Below are 17,202 nucleotides of genomic sequence, written 5' to 3' on the forward strand. Positions count from 1 at the left end.
TAACGGCCCGTTTTTATGCGGGCCGTTTTGTATCTGGGTCACTTTGTTAGTCGTACTGACCAAGTTGCAGTTCCGAATTTTCTGCAGGGGCATCGCCCTTGGCATTCAGTGTCTGCCGTCCCCAGCTCATCAGGGCCATCCCGCTAATCGCCAGCAAACCTCCGCCGATCAAGGAAGGGTTCAGGGCCTCCTTAAGCCACAGGCTGGACAGTAAAACGCCAAACAGTGGTACCAGGGCCAGATAGGCGCCTGCGGATGTGGCACCCAGGCTTTTCACGCCGTGCATATACTAGGCGAAGGCCAGAGCCGTTGAACCCAGGCCCAAGGCCAACACGCTGTACCAGGCTTGGCTTGGCGCATGGCTCAGGCTGCCCCAGACCGAAAGACCCTCCACCCCCAAGCTGCTGATGGACAGCAGCACTGCGCCAATCAATGTGGTCATGCTGGTGGCGGTCAGAGAATCTACGGTGGTCAGTACGGTGCGGCCAATCAAGGTGTAGCTGACCCAGCACAGTGCACAGCCCAGTAATAGCCATTCGCCTATTCCACTCTGGCCCGGCATGAGGCTGCTAATAGAGCCGGCACTCAGGGCATAGAGAGCCCCTGATACGGCCAGGATTACTCCCAGGCTCATCTTTTTGTTGACTGGCTCGCGAAACAACAAAGAAGCCAGTATCAGGATCAGGACCGGGTTCAGGGCAACGACCATGCTGGCCTTGCCTGCTGGCACCAGTTTCAGGGCCAGAAGAAAGAAAATTGAATAGCCAAACACTCCAAAAGCCGACGCGTTAAGCAGACCTAGCCATTCTCGGGAGTCAAGTGTGCATAGGGCTTTCAGTCGGCCGCTCCAGCTCATCCAAAGCAGCAGTGCGACGCTGGCAATCAGGAAGCGCAGACTGGCTGCCGCCAAAGGCGGCATGGCTTGCGCCACGACTCGGCCCCAGGGCCAGGAAGCTCCCCACAGAGCGGCCATGCCAATCAGACTTAGGTGTACGGAGTAGTTGGGAGATTTCATTAAAGCCACTATGGAGAAGATTTCAGCAGGGGTACTATTTACTTTTATTGCCTCATAGTCGAATGAGTAAACGCTCATGACCTTCACTCAACTAGAAATCTTTTCCGTGCTGGCCAGGATAGGCAGCTTTTCTCGAGCAGCCAGTGCCTTGGGGATTACGCAAAGTGCGGTCAGTCATGCGCTCAAGCAGCTGGAGACTGATTTGGGTGTTTGCCTGTTTTCTCGTGGCCCGACCTCAGTGGAGTTGACGGAAGTAGGGGCGAAATTGCTGCAACGTGCCAACGACATCCTGCAGCAGAAAGAGGCCTTGCATCAGGAGGCCTGCTACGAGCAGGGAATTGCCCGTGGCACCTTGCGTATTGCTTCTTTTGGGGCTTCCTCGTCCTTGCATTTGCTGCCACATTTATTGGCTTGCTACAGGCAGACGCATCCCGAAGTGGAGGTGCAGATTGATGAGGGTGTTGATAGTGAAGTGGCGCAGTGGCTGCTGGAGCGGCGTGTGGAGCTGGGCTTTGTGATCTTGCCAGATGATCGCTTTGACTGCTTGCCCTTGGCCCAGGATGAGCTGGTGGCCGTGCTGCCGGCAGAGCATCATTTGGCCGTTTGCGCCCGTGTTTCTGCCAGTGACTTTCATGACTTGCCGTTTATTCGGACTGCGGCAGGCTCTGGCCCGCATGTAGATCGGTTTCTGGCGGCGGCAGGGGCGGTCCCCAGGACCTTGTTCCGTTTCGAGCAGTTGTCCTCCATGTTGGGCTTTGTCGCGCAAGGAGTGGCTGTGACCATTGCGGGCAGGCTGGCCTTGCCGGAGCCGCCAGAAGGGGTGATTTATCGCAGCCTGGAGCCGTGTAGGCCTCGTGAAATTGCTCTGGCGGCTCTGAATTTCGAGCGGCTTTCTCCTGCTGCTCAGGCGTTTTTGCGGATAGCCCGGAAAATACATCACAAGAGGTGATGCGTTCAGGATGGCTTCGCTTTTTCTTGTTGTGTCAGTGCGGGATAGCTTCTGTGCGCGACCGGTCTGCGCTGGTGTGATGCTCCTGTGTTCTTCTGTTTCGTATGAACAGGGAGGGTGTGTTGCGAGTAATCGGAATAGTGCAGCGGGATCGAAGGACCATAGATGCAAAAAGGCCCTGCACTAGTGCAGGGCCTTCTCTCGTCACCGAGACCTGATTCAGGCAATTAGCCCAGACGATCAAACTGCTGTTTCACCTTGGCCAGTGTCTCACCGAATTGAGCCACGCGCAGGCGCTCCTGTTCAACCACGGCGGCGGGCGCACGTTCTACAAAGCTGGCGTTGCCCAGTTTGGCTTCGGCCTTGTTGATCTCACCTTGCAGGCGTTCGATTTCCTTGGACAGGCGGATACGCTCCGCTTCCACGTCAATCTCTACGTGCAGCATCAGCTGAGTGGTGTCGACCACTTGTACTGGGGCGCCGGCGTCGGTGGGCAGTTGGTCCACAATCTCCACGCTTTCCAGTTTGCACAAGCTGGCCAGATAGGGGCTATTGGCGCTCAGGATTGCAGCATCACCTTGGGCAACCAGTGGCACGCGCTGAGCGGGCGAGAGGTTCATCTCGCCGCGCAAGGCGCGAATCGCGTCCACTTGGGCTTTCAGTTCTGCAACCTGTGCCATGGCCTGTTCATCAATGGCGGCCGGATTGGCGATAGGGTAGGGCTGGACCGAAATGCTGGTGGTTTCATTGGCAGCGCGTTTGCCAGCTACCACCGAGACTTTCTGCCATAGCTCTTCCGTAATGAACGGGATAATGGGGTGTGCCACGCGCAGTACTACTTCCAGTACACGGATCAGCGTGCGACGGGTGCCCAGTTGCTGCTCGGGCGTGCCGTTCTGGATCTGGGTCTTGGCCAGTTCCAGGTACCAGTCGCAGTACTCGTCCCAGACAAAGTGGTAGATGGCGTTAGCGACGTTGTCGAAACGGTAGTCGGCAAAACCGCGTTCGGCGTCCTGCTCCAGGCCTTGCAGCAGGCTGATGATCCAGCGGTCTGCAAAGCTCAGTTCGGCAGCAGCGTCGGTGTGCAGTTCATGGCCTTCGGTGTTCATCAGCACAAAGCGGGTGGCGTTCCACAGCTTGTTGCAGAAGTTGCGATAGCCTTCACAGCGCTTCATGTCGAAGTTGATGTTGCGACCCAAGGTGGCGTAAGCGGCCATGGTAAAGCGCAGCGCGTCCGTACCGAAGGCGGGGATGCCATCGGGATAGTCCTTCTTGGTGCGCTTGCTAATGCTTTGAGCCTGCTTGGGATTCATCAAGCCAAAGGTGCGCTTGTGTATCAGGCTTTCCAGGTCGATACCGTCGATCAAGTCCACCGGGTCAATCGTGTTGCCCTTGGATTTGCTCATCTTCTTGCCTTCCATATCGCACACCAGTCCGTGAACGTAGACGGTGTTGAACGGAACGCGGCCAGTCAGGTGCATGCTCATCATGACCATGCGGGCTACCCAGAAGAAAATAATATCGAAGCCTGTGACCAGCACGCTGGAGGGCAGGTAACGGGCCAGATCCGGGGTTTCTTCAGGCCAGCCCAGATCGGTGAAGGGCACCAGGGCGGAGGAGAACCAGGTGTCCAGCACGTCCTCGTCGCGGCGCAGTGGGCCGGTCACGCCAGCAGCGCGGGCTTGTTCCAGAGCGTCTTCTTCGGAGCGGGCGACAAACAGGCTGCCGTCTTCGGCGTACCAGGCGGGGATCTGGTGACCCCACCACAGCTGACGGGAAATACACCAGTCCTGAATATTGTTCAGCCATTGGTTGTAGGTGTTGGACCAGTTGTCGGGGTAGAAGCGTACACGGCCATCGGCCACCACATCCAGGGCAACCTGGGTGATGCTCTTGCCGGGGTGCAGGGAGTCTTCTGGCGCAGGCTTGCTCATGGCGACAAACCACTGGTCAGTCAGCATGGGTTCGATAACCGTATTGGTACGGTCGCCGCGTGGCACCATCAGCTTGTGTGGCTTGACGGCCTTGAGCAGGCCCTGGGCTTCCAGGTCGGCCACGATTTGCTTGCGTGCAGCAAAGCGCTCCAGGCCTTGGTAGGCTTCGGGAGCGGTGTCGGCAATATGGGCATCCAGCGTCAGGATGCTGATCATTTCCAGGCCGTGGCGCTGGCCAACGGCGTAGTCATTGAAGTCGTGGGCAGGAGTAACCTTCACCACGCCGGTACCAAAGGCCGGGTCTACGTAGTCGTCTGCAATGATCGGGATGGAACGGCCAACCAGGGGCAGGGTAACGGTTTGACCGATCAGGCCGATATAGCGCTCGTCTTCAGGGTGCACCATCAGGGCGACGTCGCCCAGCATGGTTTCGGGGCGGGTGGTGGCCACCGTCAGGTGGGTCAGACCGCCTTGAGGTGTGGTCAGCGGATAGCTGATTTCCCACAGATGGCCGTCTTCTTCCTCGCTGACCACTTCCAGATCAGACACGGCGGTGCCCAGCACGGGGTCCCAGTTCACCAGGCGCTTGCCGCGGTAAATCAGGCCTTGCTCGTACAGACGGACAAAAGTTTCCAGCACGCCACGGGACAGATTGTCGTCCATGGTGAAGTATTCGCGGCTCCAGTCACAGGACGCGCCCAGGCGGCGGAACTGGCCGGTAATGGTATTGCCCGACTTCTCTTTCCACTCCCAGACTTTTTCCAGGAATTTCTCGCGGCCCAGGTCGTGGCGGCTGATGTTCTGGGCATCAAGCTGGCGTTCCACGATGATCTGGGTCGCAATCCCGGCGTGGTCGGTACCGGGAATATAGACCGTATCGTCGCCTTTCATGCGGTGGTAGCGCGTCAGGCCATCCATGATGGTCTGATTAAAGGCGTGGCCCATGTGCAAAGTCCCGGTGACGTTTGGTGGTGGGGACTGGATCACAAAGGGTTCGGACTGATGATCACCCAAGGGCTGGACATGTTGGCCACCCTTGAAAAGGTCGGCTTGCTCCCAGCGCGCGTACCAGCGCGTTTCGATTTCCTGGGGTTCAAAGCTCTTGGATAATTGCTCGTCGGAGGTCGTAGCGGATGAGTTGGTCATGGTGATGCGGTCTGCCTGCCCCTTATTGCACGTTCAGTGCCAGATAGGGCGGGACTAATCCTGGGTAAAAAACGAATTTAAGATGCACTATTTTAAGATGTGGCCGTGCGTCTTTGGCGTGGTAAAATGCCGGGTTGCCGTAAATCTGATGAAAGTGCTTGTTTTCATTAAAAAATTTAGCGCGAACCGTCGGATCTGCATTTTGCTTTACGCAGCAAAGACTACACTATATTGTTCTTATTTGGATTTTCACATGGCTATTGAACGCACTCTGTCCATTATCAAGCCCGACGCTGTTGCTAAAAACGTGATCGGTCAGATTATTTCCCGCTTTGAAGGCGCTGGCCTGAAAGTGATCGCTGGTCGCCTGGTTCACCTGTCCCGTGGCGAAGCCGAGCGCTTCTACGGCGTGCACGCCGAGCGTCCTTTCTTCAAGGATCTGGTCGACTTCATGGTTTCCGGTCCTGTATTCGTACAAGTTCTGGAAGGCGAAGGCGCCATTGCCAAGAACCGCGAACTGATGGGCGCCACCGACCCCAAGAAAGCAGACGCCGGCACCATCCGTGCTGACTTCGCTGAAAGCATCGACGCTAACGCTGTTCACGGTTCCGACGCTCCTGAAACCGCTGCTGTCGAAATCGCTTTCTTCTTCCCAGAGTGCAACGTTTACAGCCGTTAATTCGTTAAACCGCGCAGTACTGGCGGCACTCTGAGCAAGACTTGCCCGGCTCACCGGAATCGGTTTGCCGGGCAAATCCGCAAAAAGGGGCTTTTTTGCACTCCTGCAAGAAAGTAATAGCCAGAACGCGTGAAGGTATTATTTTTTTATGTCATCGCTCGAACCTACCAATCTTCTGGGCCTAGGCCCGGAGCAACTTGTTGAACTGGTCGCCCAATGGGGTGGCAAGCCTTTCCGCGCGCGCCAATTGCAGCGCTGGATACACCAGCGTCAACAAGACGATTTTGGGCAGATGACGGATCTGGCGCGCGAGTTCCGCGAGCAGCTGACCGCTAATTGCGTTGTCACCGCGCCCAGCATGTCGCACGAACATATTTCTACCGACGGCACCCGTAAATGGCTGTTTGATGTAGGCAGCAATAACGCTGTCGAAGCGGTTTTCATTCCCGAGGACGACCGGGGCACCCTGTGTATTTCCAGCCAGGCTGGCTGCACCGTGGCCTGTCCATTCTGTTCCACGGGCTATCAAGGCTTCAACCGCAACCTGACCACCTCCGAAATCATTGGTCAGTTGTGGTTTGCTCGCCGTGCTTTGCTGAATGCGCCGGAAACCGCCCGTATTGGCGATGCCGAGCAAACCAGCACGCGTGTCATCAGCAATGTGGTCATGATGGGCATGGGCGAACCCCTGCTCAATTACGATCAGGTGCTCGGTGCCTTGCGCCTGATGCTGGACGATAATGCCTACGGTCTGTCGCGCCGCCGCGTGACGGTCTCCACCTCCGGGGTGGTGCCCATGATGGATCGTCTGGCCAAAGATTGCCCGGTCGCACTGGCCGTATCGCTGCACGCGCCCAATGATGCGTTGCGCGATCGCCTGGTGCCACTGAACAAGAAGTATCCGCTGGCCGAGCTTCTGGATGCCTGTAATCGCTATCTGGAGCACGCCCCGCGTGACTTCATCACGTTTGAATACATCATGCTGGACGGCATCAACGATACCGACCAGCATGCGCAGGAACTGTTGGATATCGCACGCATTGTGCGCTGTAAATTTAATTTGATTCCTTTCAATCCTTTTCCGCAGTCCGGTCTGAAACGCTCTTCAGCTGCACGGGTCAAACAGTTTGCCCAACGGCTGATGGATGGTGGGGTGGTAACCACAGTGCGCAAGACGCGCGGCGATGATATTGCTGCCGCTTGTGGACAGTTGGCGGGCGATATTCGTGATCGCACCCGTATCGAACAACGTTTGCCTGATCGTGCTGTCATTCAAATCAAACAGGAACGTGCATGAGCGAGACTCTGGTCCCCTCCAACCAATCGGCTCCGGAAGCGGGCTCAGGTGTAGGCCCGACATTGCGTGAGTTGCGCCTGGCGCGATCCTGTACGCTGAACGAAGCCTCCACCCGCCTGAAGTTTTCGGTTCGCCAGCTAGAGGCCCTGGAAGCTCAGGAGTGGGACCAGTTGCCCGGTGGGCAGCCTTTGCGGGGCATGGTGCGTAATTACGCGCGCTTTCTGGAGGCTGACGTATCAGCCGTGCTGGTCATGCTGGAAGCTCAGGTCAGTGATACCGCTGCGCCCAAGCCCGTACCGCGCAATCATTCGGGTGCGGGCTTGTCCAGTGCGGACTTGAGCCTGTATGCCGACTCGCGCGGCGGGTTTGGCTGGATCTGGATTCTTATCATTATTGTTTTGCTGCTGGTAGCCGGTTTTTACGCCATTGATCGGGGCTGGGTTCCCGAAGAGTGGCTGGTGTTCGATTGGCTCAAGGACTTGAAGAAATGACGCAGGGTCCCGAAACTTCCTCTGCTTGCCAACCTCTGCCGGTGGGCGCCCAACCCAAACGGGTAACCCGCGCAGTTGATGTGCGCTGGGGCGATCATGTTGTGAAATTAGGTGGCTCGGCCCCGGTCGTGGTGCAGTCCATGACCAATACGGATACCGTCGATGCTATTGCAACGGCTATCCAGGTCAAGGAACTGGCGCGTGCCGGTTCTGAAATGGTGCGTATTACGGTCAATACCCCCGAAGCGGCCCGTGAAGTGCCCGCCATTCGCGAGCAGCTGGACCGCATGGGCGTAAATGTCCCCTTGGTGGGGGACTTCCATTACAACGGCCATAAATTGCTGGCAGATTACCCCGAGTGTGCTCAGGCCCTGTCCAAGTACCGGATCAATCCGGGCAATATGGGCGGTGGCAAGCGCCGGGACGATAACTTCGCCAAGATGATTGAAATCGCGTGCCGTTACGACAAGGCCGTGCGAATTGGCGTGAACTGGGGCAGCCTGGATCACGAGCTGATGGCCCGCATGATGGATGAAAATAACGAGCGTGCTCATCCCTGGACGGCTCAGGCGGTGATGCGCGATGCTCTGGTTATCTCTGCCATCAGCAACGCCCAGCGTGCCGAGGAACTGGGGCTGTCGGGCAATCGTATCGTTCTGTCCTGCAAGGTCAGCCACGTGCAGGACCTGATCACCGTCTACCAGGATTTGTCGGCACGTTGTGACTACGCCTTGCACCTGGGTCTGACCGAAGCGGGGATGGGCAGCAAGGGGATTGTGGCTTCCACCGCTGCCTTGGCTGTCTTGTTGCAGCAAGGCATTGGTGACACCATTCGTATTTCCCTGACTCCTGAACCCGGTGGCGATCGTGCTCGTGAAGTGGTGGTGGCTCAGGAAATCTTGCAGACCATGGGTTTGCGTGCTTTCACCCCTATGGTGGTGGCGTGTCCGGGTTGTGGTCGCACCAGCAGTACGGTGTTCCAGGAGCTGGCCAACGATATTCAAAGCTATTTGCGTGACCAGATGCCCGTCTGGAAGGATCTGTATCCCGGCGTGGAAACCATGAACGTCGCGGTGATGGGCTGTGTGGTCAATGGTCCGGGGGAAAGCCGCCACGCCGATATTGGCATCAGCTTGCCGGGAACCGGGGAAGTTCCTTCGGCACCCGTCTATGTGGATGGCGAGCGGGTGGTGACCCTGAAGGGTGATACTATCGCTCAGGAATTTCAGACCATTGTCCAGAATTACGTTGAGCGCCGCTACGGCAAAACATCAACGGTTTGATCAACACGCTTGTCAGTCTATGGCGAGCAAACCATTAGAATTATGACGCAGCAGTTTCAAAAGCTCCGCGCCCTGACGGGCATGAAAGACACCTTACCGGGTGAAAGCGCACAGTGGGAAGCCCTGGAGGCTCTGGTGCGGGAATGGTTGGCCAGCTATGGCTATCGCAATATGCGTACCCCCGTGCTGGAACATACCCAGCTGTTTGCTCGTGGTATTGGCGAAGTCACCGACATTGTCGAAAAGGAAATGTATTCCTTTACCGATTCGCTCAACGGCGACAAGCTCACCATGCGTCCCGAATTTACGGCGGGCATGGTGCGCGCCACTATCGAACATAATCTCTTGTACGATCGCCCTCATCGCGTTTATGCGATGGGGCCGGTGTTCCGTCACGAGCGCCCGCAGCGTGGCCGCTACCGTCAGTTCCACCAGATCGACGTGGAAGCGTTGGGTCTGCCAGGGCCGGACGTTGATGCCGAGCTGATCGTCATGCTGGCCCGTTTGTGGAAGAAGCTGGGTCTGACGGACATCCGTCTGGAACTGAACTCCCTGGGTCAGGCTGAAGAGCGTGCCGCCCACCGTGCGGCCTTGATCGAGCACCTGGAAGCGCACAAGGATGTGCTGGACGAAGAAGCCCAGCGTCGCATGTATACCAACCCCTTGCGCGTGCTGGATACCAAAAATCCGGCCATGCAGGAAATGGCCAATGCGGCCCCACGTTTGTTCGACTTTCTGGGTGAAGAGTCTCGTGCTCACTTCCAGGGCGTCTGCGATCGTCTGGATGATGCCGGTATTGCCTACACATTGAACCCGCGCTTGGTGCGTGGTCTGGATTATTACAATCTGACCGTGTTCGAGTGGGTAACGGATCGCCTGGGTGCTCAAGGGACGGTGTGCGGCGGTGGCCGTTACGACGGCCTGATCGAATTGATGGGTGGCAAGCCTTCGCCCGCCGTGGGTTTTGCTATTGGTGTGGAGCGCTTGCTGGACCTGTGCTCGCAAGATGGCGAGCAGCCCGCCATTCCTGAATGTCAGGTGTATATGGTTCACCAGGGTGAGGCAGCCCAGCGCAAGGCCTCGCTGTTGGCCGAGCAATTGCGGGATGCCGGTTTGCAGGTGATAGTCCATGCAGGCTCCAGCGGCTTCAAGTCCCAGTTCAAACGGGCTGATGCCAGTGGTGCGCAGGCCGCCGTTATTTTGGGTGACGACGAGCTCCAAAAAGAACAGGCCAGTGTGAAATGGTTGCGTGCTGCGGATGGCGCCGAGCAGCAACAGTCTGTTGAATTTTCTGAACTCGCCAGTGTTTTGTCAGCAAGGATTTGAGCATGGCCTACGATCTTGAAGAACAGGAAAAACTAGATGCCATGCGAGCATGGTGGGACCGCTGGGGCACCTTGTGCATCGTGCTGGCTTTTGCTGCCTTGGCGGCGGTGGCCGGCTGGCGCGGTTGGCAGTGGTACCAGGGGCATCAGGCCGGTCAGGCCATGGGTTACTTTGAGGCGCTGGAAAGTGCGGCTGCCCAGACCGGCGAAGAGGCCGATGCCCGCGTGCTGGCTGCCAGCACAACCTTGCGTAACGATTTCCCCAAGTCTGGCTACACCTCCCGCGGTGTCTTGCTGGCTGCCCAGGCTTTGCAGCAACGCGGCAATCTGACGCCTGCTCGTGAGCAACTGGAGTGGATGGTTAAAACCAACCACGACCCGGCGCTGACTCCGCTGGCGCGTTTGCGTCTGGCTGGTATCTTGCTGGAACAGAAGAATTACGATGATGCCCTGGCTCAGCTGACAAATCCTCCTGCCAGCTTTGCCGGTCTGTTTGCGGATCGCAAAGGCGATATTCTGGCCGCTCAAGGGCAGAACGATGCAGCACGCGAAGCCTGGACGCAGGCCGTGGAGTTGCTCAAGCAAGACCCTATTTCGCAGTTGGTACAGATCAAACTTGATGCCCTGGCAGGAGCTTAATTCATGTCTCTTCCTACTATTCGCAAATCCCCATCCTCTGCCATGCGTGTCCTGCGCTTGAGCGCTCTGGCCCTGAGCCTGACCGCTTTGGCCGGTTGCTCCATGTTCTCCAGCAAGGATCCTCGTTTCGAGCCTACGCCCCTGACGGAATACACCCCTGGTGTGGCCGCCAAGATCAGCTGGAGTACCTCGATTGGTAGCGGCGCAGACTCCGGATTTGCACCGCAAGTCAGTGGCTCCTCGGTCTACGCCGCGACGGTCTCGGGTCAGGTCAGCAAGGTTGATCTGGATACGGGTCGCGTGCAGTGGTCGGCCAATGCCGGCAAGAAGTTGACCGCCGGTGCAGGTTCGGATGGTGTGGTGACTGCGGTCGCTTCGGTGGACGGCAACGTCATTGCGTTTGACGACTCGGGCAAGGAGTTGTGGCGCAGTCGTAGCAGCAGCGCTGTGAATGTGCCGCCTGCTGTGGGTGCTGGTGTGGTTGTGGTGCGTACCAGCGACTACCGCTTGCAGGCATTTGATGCCAGCACAGGTGATCTGCGCTGGAGTCTGCAGCGTCCTGGCCCCGCCTTGTCGCTGAAAACCAGCATGCAAATGCGCATTATTGATGGTTTGTTGTTGGCAGGAATGCCCAACGGCCGTTTGATGGCCATTGACGCAGCTCAAGGTCATCTGGTGTGGGAAGGCAGTATTTCTGTCTCCCGCGGCGCGACGGACCTGGAGCGCATTAATGACGTCGTGGGTGCTCCCCAGGTCGTCGATCCCCTGCTGTGCGGTGCAACCTACCAAGGTCGTGTTGCCTGCTTTGACGTCTCCCAAGGTGGACGACTGGTGTGGGATAGGGAATTTTCGGCCGGTACCGGTATCGCAGCGGACAACCATATGTTGTATGCCGCCAATAGCCGCGACCAGATTGAAGCGTTTGCCATGACAGACGGGCAAACCATCTGGAAGCAGAATGCTTTGCGTAACCGTGGTCTGGCTCCTTTAGCCGTCATGCCCCAGGCGCTCGCCGCCGGTGACATGGAAGGCTATGTTCACTTTCTATCGCGACTGGACGGCACCTTGTTGGGCCGGGTCAGTGTCGGCGGTGGTGCCATTGTGTCGCCTTTGATCGGAACCCCGCGTGGGGTCCTGGTCCAGACCGGCAATGGTAATTTGGTCTTGGTTGGAATCAATTGAAAAGCGTTTCTTTTAAGCCCGTAGTGGCTTTGGTCGGTCGGGCCAACGTCGGCAAGTCCACTTTGTTCAACCGCCTGACGCGCTCGCGCGCGGCTCTGGTGGCGAACTTCCCTGGTCTGACCCGCGACCGTCATTACGGCGAAGGCCGGGTTGGCAGCCGCCCCTATATCGTGGTCGATACGGGTGGTTTCGAGCCTGTGGCCAAAACCGGCATGTTGCTGGAGATGGCTCGTCAGACCCAGCAGGCGATTGCCGAAGCTGACGTGGTCGTCTTTCTGGTCGATGCCCGTGAGGGCGTCAACGCACTGGATCTGGAAATTGCGCAGTTGCTGCGCAAGCTGGGGCAGAAAGTGCTGCTGGCCGTCAACAAGGCCGAAGGCATGCGTTACGAGGCCGGTGGCGTGGAATTCCACGAACTGGGCCTGGGTCAGCCTTACCTGATCTCCGCTTCCCACGGCGATGGCGTGGAAGAGCTGATCAACCTGGCACTGGAGCAAGTGCCCAATCCTGAGCCTGAAGAGGATGGCCAGGATGACGATGAATTTCAGCACCGTATCAAGCTGGCGATTGTGGGCCGCCCCAATGTGGGTAAATCCACCTTGATCAATACCTTGGTGGGTGAAGATCGCGTGATTGCGTTTGACCAGCCCGGTACGACGCGTGATGCCATTGAGATCGAGTTCGAGCGCAATGGGGTGGAATACACCCTGATCGACACGGCCGGTTTGCGCAAGCGCGGCAAGGTATTTGAAGCGGTTGAAAAGTTCTCCGTTATCAAGACCTTGCAGGCGATTGAAGCGTGTAACGTGGTCTTGTTGATGATTGACGCTCACACCGAAATTTCCGACCAGGACGCCAGCATTGCGGGCTTCGTGGTGGAAACCGGTCGTGCACTGGTGGTGGGCATCAACAAGTGGGATGGCCTGGACGAGTACCAGCGCGAGTGGATCAAGCGCGAGTTCGATCGCAAATTGCGCTTCCTGAACTTTGCCAAGATGCACACCTTGTCGGCCTTGAAAGGGCAGGGGATCAATCCCTTGCTCAAGTCGGTCAATGCCGCGCATGCGGCTGCCTTCTCCAAGCTGTCCACGCCCAAGCTCACTCGCGTCATGCAAGAAGCGGTGGAACAGCAACAGCCACCGCGCAAGGGCATTTTCCGTCCCAAGTTGCGGTATGCTCACCAAGGTGGCATGAACCCGCCGATCGTGGTGATTCACGGCAACGCCCTGGATGCCATTTCGGACAGTTACCGCCGTTATCTGGAGACGCGTTTTCGCGAGGCCTTCAAGCTGGAAGGCACGCCTTTGCGCATCGAATTCAAATCATCTAAAAACCCTTATCTGAAGGACGCGTAATGAGCCGTTTGTGGAGTGATCATGTAGCGGGGCTTTCACCCTATGTACCGGGTGAGCAGGTCAAGCTGGATAACCTCTTGAAGCTGAACACAAACGAACATCCTTTCGGTCCGTCGCCCAAAGCGCTGGAAGCGATCCGCCAGGCGGCGACTGATGACTTGCGTCTTTACCCCTCCTACAGCGCGCAGGAATTGCGTGACGCCGTGGCGCACAACCACGGCGTGAAAGCTAACAACGTCTTTTTGGGCAATGGCTCGGACGAAGTGCTGGCCCATGTGTTCAGCGCCTTGTTCCTGCGTGGCGTGCGCCCGGTCCTGCTGCCCGATATCACTTACAGCTTCTACACCACTTACTGTTCGTACTTCGGTGTGCCTGCGGATATCGTGCCGCTGCGCGAGGACTTCACGCTGAATGTGCAGGACTATGTGCGCAAGCGCAGTCTGCCACCTGCCGGCATTATTTTTGCCAACCCTAATGCGCCTACCGGCATTCCTTTGTGCTTGACGGATATAGAAGCCATTCTGGCTGCCAACCCAGATACCACGGTGGTGGTGGACGAGGCGTACGTCGATTTCGGCGGTACCTCTTCGGTTGGTTTGCTGGAAAAATACGACAATCTGGTGGTCATTCAGACCATGTCCAAGTCGCGCGCTCTGGCTGGCTTGCGTGTGGGTTATGCCCTGGCCAGCGCCGATATCATCCAGGCGCTGGAGCGGGTGAAAGACAGTTTCAACTCCTACCCCATGGACACGATTGCCCAGGTGGGTGCGGTAGCTTCCTTGAAGGATACGGAGTATTTTGACCGTCAATGCCAGGCTGTGATTGATGCACGCGAGCAGTTGCGCGCTGATCTGGAGCAGCTGGGTTTCGAGATTTTGCCCTCGAAAGCGAACTTTTTGATGGCAACTCACCCTAAGCATTCGGCAGCTGGTATTCAGCAGGCCTTGCGTGAACAGGGGATTTTGGTTCGCCATTTCCGTCAGCCACGCATTGAGCAGTATTTACGTATTACGGTAGGATCGCCCGAGCAATGTGCCCGACTGTGCAACAGTTTGCGGCAGATTTTAGGGCAAGGCGCCTGATATACACTTATTAGATAAAAATCTCCAGTTTGGAACGTGCGAATTCAGGGAAAACCCGGTAAAGTAGTGGGATTCGCTTCCATTTCTGGAAAAACAACATAACCGGAGCCTCACCAATGAGCAATAAAGGGCAAATTCTACAAGACCCGTTTTTGAACGCGCTGCGCAAGGAGCATATCCCTGTGTCGATCTACCTGGTCAACGGCATCAAGCTGCAAGGTCAGATCGAGTCCTTCGATCAGTATGTCGTACTGCTGCGCAATACAGTCACTCAAATGGTGTATAAGCACGCGATCTCTACCGTCGTTCCTGCACGCCCCGTTACTTTGGCTGCGGATGAGCAGGCTGAATAAATCCTCACCCAGTTCTTTGTACTCTGAAAGACCCGTCTCGCGGTGCCCGCGGGCGGGTCTTTGTTTCTGGAGCAAACGTTGAAGGCACTGGTAATTAGTGTGGATATGGGCGAGCTGGACTACAAGGCCCATGCTGAAGAATTCGTCATGCTGGCTGAAGGGGCGGGCGCCCAGATTATGGAATTGATGGTCGTGCGTCGGTCCCGTCCAGATTCTGCCTACTACATCGGTACGGGCAAGCTGGAAGAGGCGGTCGCCCTGGCCAAGGCAACTGGCGCCGAAGTCGTGCTGTTTGATCATGCCTTGAGCCCGGCCCAGCAGCGTAATCTGGAGCGCAAGCTGGAGCTGCGTGTGGTTGACCGGGTGGCCCTGATTCTGGATATTTTTGCCCTGCGTGCGCAAAGTCACGAAGGTAAATTGCAGGTGGAACTGGCCCAGCTGCAACACCTGACTTCCCGATTGACCCGGATGTGGACGCACTTGGAGCGCCAAAAGGGTGGTATCGGTATGCGTGGTCCAGGTGAATCGCAGCTGGAAATGGACCGCCGGATGATTGGCGACAAAGTCCGTACCTTGCGTGAGCGTCTGGCCAAGGTGCAACGCCAGCGCAGCACCCAACGTCGTGCCCGTTCTCGTAGCGGCACCTTGTCGGTGTCTCTGGTGGGCTACACCAACACGGGAAAATCCACGCTATTTAACGCCTTGACCCGTGCGGACGCCTACGCAGCTGACCAGTTATTTGCTACCTTGGATACCACCACGCGTCGTATCTGGATTGAAGGGGCAGGGCAGGTCGTAATTTCGGATACGGTGGGCTTCATTCGTGAATTGCCACCGACCTTGATTGCCGCTTTCCGGGCCACTTTGGAAGAGACCGTCCATGCAGACGTATTGCTGCATGTGGTCGATGCGGCCAACCCTCAACGCGATGAACAAATCGCTGAAGTTCATAAGGTTCTGGAGGACATCGGGGCCCATGAAATACCTCGCATTCTGGTCTATAACAAAATTGACCAAGCCAGCTATGAGCCACGGGTAGAGCGGGATGAACATGGTACTATTGCCCGAGTCTTTGTTAGCGCTTTAGAGCGCATCGGATTGGATGGCTTGCGTACAGCAATCGTCGAATCAGGTCATTTCGCGGAAAACAATGCGTCTGAACAATAAAATATTCAATCTCAATGATCCCGGTTGGGGACGAGACAGTGGCAAAAACGGTTCCGAGCCACCTCGCCGCCCCGAGAAACAAGATGGCCCGCCTGACCTCGACGAGGTATGGCGTGACTTCAACAGTCGCTTGGGATCTTTATTCGGCAAAAAGGGACGTCGCTCCCCTCCCGGTGGCATGCCTCCGGGTAGCGGTAATGGCCCATCCATCCCCAAAGGCTCGCCCAAGCTGCTGATCATCGGCGGTGTGGTCGCGGTCGGTCTGTGGATGGCCAGTGGCTTTACCATCGTGCAGGAAGGTCAGGTTGCCGTGGTTACCCGTTTTGGCGCGTACACGAAAACTCTGAATCCCGGTTTGCAGTGGCGTTGGCCCGCTCCCATCGAAGATCACCAGACTGTGAATATTTCGCAGTTGCGTACCTTTGAAGTGGGCTACCGCGGCAGTGCACGCAATAAAGTCCTGCCTGAATCGTTGATGCTGACAACCGACGAGAACATCGTCGACATGCAGTATGTGGTTCAGTACCGTTTGCTGCCTACAGGCGCACCGGACTACCTGTTCAACACCAATAATCCGGACGAGTCGGTACGTCAGGCGGCTGAAACCGCCATGCGTGAAGTCGTGGGCAAGCAGCCCATGGACTCCGTGCTGTACTCCGGCCGTACCCAGATTGCATCGGACGTGCAGCAGCTGGCCCAGTCCATTCTGGACCGCTACCGTACCGGCATTCAGATCAGCACCGTAGCTATCCAGAACGTGCAGCCGCCCGAGCAGGTTCAGGCCGCCTTTGACGATGCCGTCAAGGCCGGTCAGGACCGCGAGCGTCAGATCAACGAAGGTCAGGCCTATGCCAACAAGGTGTTGCCCGAAGCCGCTGGTCAAGTGGCTCGCATGATGCAGGAGTCTGAGGGTTACAAGGCTCGTGTGATCGGTGATGCCAAGGGTGATACTGCCCGTTTTGGTAGCGTCGAGGCCGAGTACGTGAAGGCTCCGGGTGTAACGCGGGATCGTCTGTACCTGTCCACAATTCAGGAAATCCTGGAGAGCACCAGCAAGGTACTGGTTGATACCCGTAGTGATAACAACATGATCTATCTGCCTTTGGACAAGATCGTGCGTCAGGTGGGTAGCCGTACGGATATGGAGCCGTCCGCTCCTGTCGCTTCGGCCGCTTCGCAAGGACAGGTCAGCCGTCCAGCTCCCGCTGCGGCACCCAAAGCGCCTGCGCCAGCCAATCCAGCCGGTCTGGATACCTCGCTGGGCTCTTTGGTCAGTCCTTATTCCCCATACGCACGCTAGGAGAG

The 17,202-nt window shown here is 57.2% G+C and carries 14 protein-coding genes and 1 pseudogene; 13 read left to right on the forward strand and 2 right to left on the reverse strand.

What is annotated here, in order from left to right; all coding sequences use genetic code 11:
• Positions 1 to 46: 46 nt before the first annotated feature.
• Positions 47 to 1,093: pseudogene (locus MID00_RS15550) on the reverse strand (DMT family transporter).
• Between MID00_RS15550 and MID00_RS15555 the strand changes: the two are divergent.
• A complete protein-coding gene (locus tag MID00_RS15555) occupies positions 1,092 to 1,964 on the forward strand; it encodes a LysR family transcriptional regulator (RefSeq protein WP_254499035.1) in 873 nt (290 codons plus the stop codon). The pseudogene MID00_RS15550 and the gene MID00_RS15555 sit on opposite strands and share 2 nt — an antisense overlap.
• A gap of 227 nt (positions 1,965 to 2,191) precedes the next feature.
• Here the strand turns inward: MID00_RS15555 and MID00_RS15560 are convergent, their stop codons facing one another.
• Complete coding sequence (locus tag MID00_RS15560) at positions 2,192 to 5,044, reverse strand: valine--tRNA ligase (RefSeq protein ID WP_083053370.1); 2,853 nt, start codon at positions 5,042 to 5,044, stop codon at positions 2,192 to 2,194.
• A gap of 253 nt (positions 5,045 to 5,297) precedes the next feature.
• Between MID00_RS15560 and ndk the strand changes: the two genes are divergently transcribed.
• The 12 genes from ndk (at position 5,298) to hflK (ending at position 17,197) form a co-directional block, all read left to right on the forward strand.
• Entirely contained in the window at positions 5,298 to 5,723 is a 426-nt protein-coding gene (gene ndk, locus MID00_RS15565; protein ID WP_009455885.1) for a nucleoside-diphosphate kinase, read from the forward strand.
• A gap of 148 nt (positions 5,724 to 5,871) precedes the next feature.
• A complete protein-coding gene (gene rlmN, locus MID00_RS15570) occupies positions 5,872 to 7,020 on the forward strand; it encodes a 23S rRNA (adenine(2503)-C(2))-methyltransferase RlmN (protein WP_009455884.1) in 1,149 nt (382 codons plus the stop codon).
• Complete coding sequence (locus MID00_RS15575; protein ID WP_009455883.1) at positions 7,017 to 7,511, forward strand: RodZ family helix-turn-helix domain-containing protein; 495 nt, start codon at positions 7,017 to 7,019, stop codon at positions 7,509 to 7,511. Before rlmN ends, MID00_RS15575 begins: the two co-directional genes overlap by 4 nt.
• Positions 7,508 to 8,794, forward strand: coding sequence for a flavodoxin-dependent (E)-4-hydroxy-3-methylbut-2-enyl-diphosphate synthase (ispG, locus tag MID00_RS15580; protein WP_026483489.1), 1,287 nt, complete (start codon positions 7,508 to 7,510; stop codon positions 8,792 to 8,794). The genes MID00_RS15575 and ispG overlap by 4 nt, the downstream gene beginning before the upstream one ends.
• A gap of 42 nt (positions 8,795 to 8,836) precedes the next feature.
• Positions 8,837 to 10,120 carry a histidine--tRNA ligase gene (gene hisS, locus MID00_RS15585; RefSeq protein ID WP_060185243.1) on the forward strand — a complete coding sequence of 428 codons (1,284 nt, stop codon included), beginning with the start codon at positions 8,837 to 8,839 and terminating at the stop codon, positions 10,118 to 10,120.
• 2 nt (positions 10,121 to 10,122) lie between these two features.
• On the forward strand, positions 10,123 to 10,758 hold the full coding sequence (locus MID00_RS15590; RefSeq protein WP_009455880.1) for a tetratricopeptide repeat protein: 636 nt from the start codon (positions 10,123 to 10,125) through the stop codon (positions 10,756 to 10,758).
• Between the two features lie 42 nt (positions 10,759 to 10,800).
• Positions 10,801 to 11,940 carry an outer membrane protein assembly factor BamB gene (bamB, locus tag MID00_RS15595; protein ID WP_266140671.1) on the forward strand — a complete coding sequence of 380 codons (1,140 nt, stop codon included), beginning with the start codon at positions 10,801 to 10,803 and terminating at the stop codon, positions 11,938 to 11,940.
• Entirely contained in the window at positions 11,937 to 13,295 is a 1,359-nt protein-coding gene (gene der, locus MID00_RS15600) for a ribosome biogenesis GTPase Der (protein WP_009455876.1), read from the forward strand. Before bamB ends, der begins: the two co-directional genes overlap by 4 nt.
• On the forward strand, positions 13,295 to 14,377 hold the full coding sequence (gene hisC, locus MID00_RS15605) for a histidinol-phosphate transaminase (protein WP_250755846.1): 1,083 nt from the start codon (positions 13,295 to 13,297) through the stop codon (positions 14,375 to 14,377). Before der ends, hisC begins: the two co-directional genes overlap by 1 nt.
• Positions 14,378 to 14,493: 116 nt before the next feature.
• Positions 14,494 to 14,730, forward strand: a complete 237-nt coding sequence (gene hfq, locus MID00_RS15610) for an RNA chaperone Hfq (RefSeq protein WP_003799329.1) — start codon at positions 14,494 to 14,496, stop codon at positions 14,728 to 14,730.
• Between the two features lie 78 nt (positions 14,731 to 14,808).
• Complete coding sequence (hflX, locus tag MID00_RS15615) at positions 14,809 to 15,897, forward strand: GTPase HflX (protein WP_254499036.1); 1,089 nt, start codon at positions 14,809 to 14,811, stop codon at positions 15,895 to 15,897.
• The gene (hflK, locus tag MID00_RS15620; protein ID WP_250755845.1) at positions 15,881 to 17,197 is read left to right on the forward strand and encodes an FtsH protease activity modulator HflK; all 1,317 of its coding nucleotides are present in this window, start codon (positions 15,881 to 15,883) and stop codon (positions 17,195 to 17,197) included. The genes hflX and hflK overlap by 17 nt, the downstream gene beginning before the upstream one ends.
• The last annotated feature ends 5 nt before the right edge of the window (positions 17,198 to 17,202 follow it).

The sequence above is a fragment of the Alcaligenes sp. NLF5-7 genome, from assembly GCF_024266725.1.
Classification (GTDB): domain Bacteria; phylum Pseudomonadota; class Gammaproteobacteria; order Burkholderiales; family Burkholderiaceae_B; genus Alcaligenes; species Alcaligenes phenolicus.

Excerpts from the sequence above, each read along its gene's own strand:
- ispG (WP_026483489.1), top strand. The coding sequence starts at position 7,508 with ATGACGCAGGGTCCCGAAACTTCCTCTGCTTGCCAACCTCTGCCGGTG.
- bamB (WP_266140671.1), top strand. The coding sequence starts at position 10,801 with ATGCGTGTCCTGCGCTTGAGCGCTCTGGCCCTGAGCCTGACCGCTTTG.
- MID00_RS15575 (WP_009455883.1), top strand. The coding sequence starts at position 7,017 with ATGAGCGAGACTCTGGTCCCCTCCAACCAATCGGCTCCGGAAGCGGGC.
- rlmN (WP_009455884.1), top strand. The coding sequence starts at position 5,872 with ATGTCATCGCTCGAACCTACCAATCTTCTGGGCCTAGGCCCGGAGCAA.
- hfq (WP_003799329.1), top strand. The coding sequence starts at position 14,494 with ATGAGCAATAAAGGGCAAATTCTACAAGACCCGTTTTTGAACGCGCTG.
- MID00_RS15590 (WP_009455880.1), top strand. The coding sequence starts at position 10,123 with ATGGCCTACGATCTTGAAGAACAGGAAAAACTAGATGCCATGCGAGCA.
- hflK (WP_250755845.1), top strand. The coding sequence starts at position 15,881 with ATGCGTCTGAACAATAAAATATTCAATCTCAATGATCCCGGTTGGGGA.
- hisS (WP_060185243.1), top strand. The coding sequence starts at position 8,837 with ATGACGCAGCAGTTTCAAAAGCTCCGCGCCCTGACGGGCATGAAAGAC.
- MID00_RS15560 (WP_083053370.1), bottom strand. The coding sequence starts at position 5,044 with ATGACCAACTCATCCGCTACGACCTCCGACGAGCAATTATCCAAGAGC.
- hisC (WP_250755846.1), top strand. The coding sequence starts at position 13,295 with ATGAGCCGTTTGTGGAGTGATCATGTAGCGGGGCTTTCACCCTATGTA.
- ndk (WP_009455885.1), top strand. The coding sequence starts at position 5,298 with ATGGCTATTGAACGCACTCTGTCCATTATCAAGCCCGACGCTGTTGCT.
- MID00_RS15555 (WP_254499035.1), top strand. The coding sequence starts at position 1,092 with ATGACCTTCACTCAACTAGAAATCTTTTCCGTGCTGGCCAGGATAGGC.